This window comes from uncultured Gimesia sp. (assembly GCF_937910335.1).
Taxonomy (GTDB): domain Bacteria; phylum Planctomycetota; class Planctomycetia; order Planctomycetales; family Planctomycetaceae; genus Gimesia.
This window is the reverse complement of record NZ_CALEMX010000047.1, coordinates 1-2,060: the sequence shown is the minus strand read 5'-3', so window position 1 is coordinate 2,060 and position 2,060 is coordinate 1. Positions and strand designations below refer to the sequence as shown.

Genomic DNA, 2,060 nt, shown 5'->3' with positions numbered 1-2,060 from the left:
CATCAGCGGAATGAACGATTTCCCGCTCAACCCCAGGCTCCGCATTAAACGATCCATAATAAACGCGGCCCGTGCCATATATCCGCTGTCTTCCAGAACGGCTATGAAAAAATACAGAATCACGATCTGTGGCAGAAAGATCAACACCCCTCCTACGCCGGCGATCACACCATCTACCACCAGACTCCGTAATGGGCCGGGGGGAATAATAGACTCCACAGCCCCATCCACAAAATTCTGACCAGATTCAATCAGATCCATCGAAGGGCCAGCCCAAGTGAAAACCGACTGAAAGACAAAAAACATCAGCAGGAAAAAGAACAAAAAGCCAAACACCCGATGAGTCATCCAGTGATCAATTTTATCAGAAACGGTCACTCGATGATCGGTCGGCTGCTGCACCACACCCTGTAACAGTTCGCCAGCCCAACCATAACGCAAGCGGGCTTCCATGGCCGGGACGGCACAACCCGCTGCCTTCAATCGAGTACGTGCCTGATTCAATTCGTCGATCAAACCGTTGTGTGTATGATGTTCGAAGTAAGCTTCCACATATCCGCCAACATCCAGCAATAACCGGTCGACCAGAAAATTGGGTGGTCCCTGCTGCGCTTCGTCCTGCAGCTTTTCCTTGAGTAGATTTCGTTCTGTATAAAAGACATCGGGAAAGAGCGCCAATGGTTGATGTTCTGCACCCACGCCCATCTTCAAAATTGCCGATTTCAGTTCATCGATGCCTTTACCCTGATGCGCCTCCGTGCAGACCACGGGCAGGTTCAGTTTTTTTGACAAAGCCTGTGAGTCAATCTCAATTCCGCGCGACCTCGCAAGATCACACATATTAAGAACCAGGATGACGGGTATCGACAAATCAAGAATCTGGCTGAACAAATAAAAGTTCCGTTCCAGATTGGATGCATCAGCGATACAGATAATGGCATCTGGAAGGGGAACACTTTTTTGTCTTCCGAGTAAAACATCCACCGCCAGCATTTCATCTATGGAACGCGGCGCCAGACTATATGTTCCCGGCAAATCGACCAGATCAATCTGTCGGTCTTCCCAGATCACGCTGCCGACTTTCTTTTCCACTGTCACGCCGGGAAAGTTACCAATATGTGCATACCCGCCGGATAAGAGATTGAATAGCGTGCTCTTGCCGGTGTTCGGATTGCCAATAATGGCAATCGTCATTTTTTTTTGTGGTACAGCGGGAGGTTTGATCATGGAACTTGAAGATCTGAAAGCGTGGCTCTCATTCGGTAGGAAATATTGACAACCTGCTATTTCTGGAAGGCACTCTCGTTAGACAATTTCGACTTCAACGCACTTTGCCTCATTCAAACGGAGAGATAGTCGATAACCTCGTACTGCAAATTCCAGCGGGTCACCTAAAGGTGCTTTTCCCAAAAGTTGGATCTGTTCGCCATCTATCAGGCCCATTTCCATTAAACGAATGGAAATCGCATCTTCACCATTAATTTGAGTGATTCGGACGGTCTGCCCTTTGGTTATCTGATTTAATGTCATCACTCGAAATCTCGGCACCAAAATAGTCTAGTAACATCTATGTTCGCTGTTCCGCTTTATAATTAAGCGAAGCCAATACAATATAAGGAAATTGAGACTCAGTTTCAACTCTATTCGTAATTGACTTCGATACACTCAAATTTGCTGTAACTCGTTACATTGTAAGAATCAAAGCTAAATCTCTGATCTACTCCTGACTGAAAATTAAGAGAATCAGTTCAGCTCTATAAAACGGAACGAAACCAATTTGAAAACCTGCAAATAGTAAATAAATCCTGACGAGTTCTCTCTTTCTAAGACTGTGCTTGTAATTATTTAGTTTTCATTACTTACATAATCAGTAATTACACGAGGATTAACTTCAAATAAAACTCACACGTATACTGTCAAATTGAATTAATAAAACTACAGTTAGTAAAGAACATTTACCTTGCTTTTGCAGATATTTAATACAAGTAATGTTGTTGATTTTCATTTTAAGGCAGCCTCTAAGAATCAATTTTTCAGATTAATTAAGATTTCAGAGAGTG

The 2,060-nt window shown here is 43.8% G+C and carries 2 protein-coding genes; both read right to left on the bottom strand.

Features of this window, described 5'->3' with window-relative positions; all coding sequences use genetic code 11:
* Nucleotides 1-1,227, bottom strand: a 1,227-nt coding sequence (feoB, locus tag Q0668_RS01975) for a ferrous iron transport protein B (RefSeq protein WP_298859407.1), incomplete at its 3' end; no start/stop codon positions are given.
* A 78-nt stretch (nucleotides 1,228-1,305) separates the two neighbouring features.
* Nucleotides 1,306-1,530: a ferrous iron transport protein A gene (locus tag Q0668_RS01970; protein ID WP_298859405.1), complete on the bottom strand. Its 225-nt coding sequence runs from the start codon at nucleotides 1,528-1,530 to the stop codon at nucleotides 1,306-1,308.
* Nucleotides 1,531-2,060 lie beyond the last annotated feature (530 nt).

What these genes read in the sequence shown, in the direction of transcription:
- Q0668_RS01970 (WP_298859405.1), bottom strand. Translation starts at nt 1,530, where the DNA reads ATGACATTAAATCAGATAACCAAAGGGCAGACCGTCCGAATCACTCAA.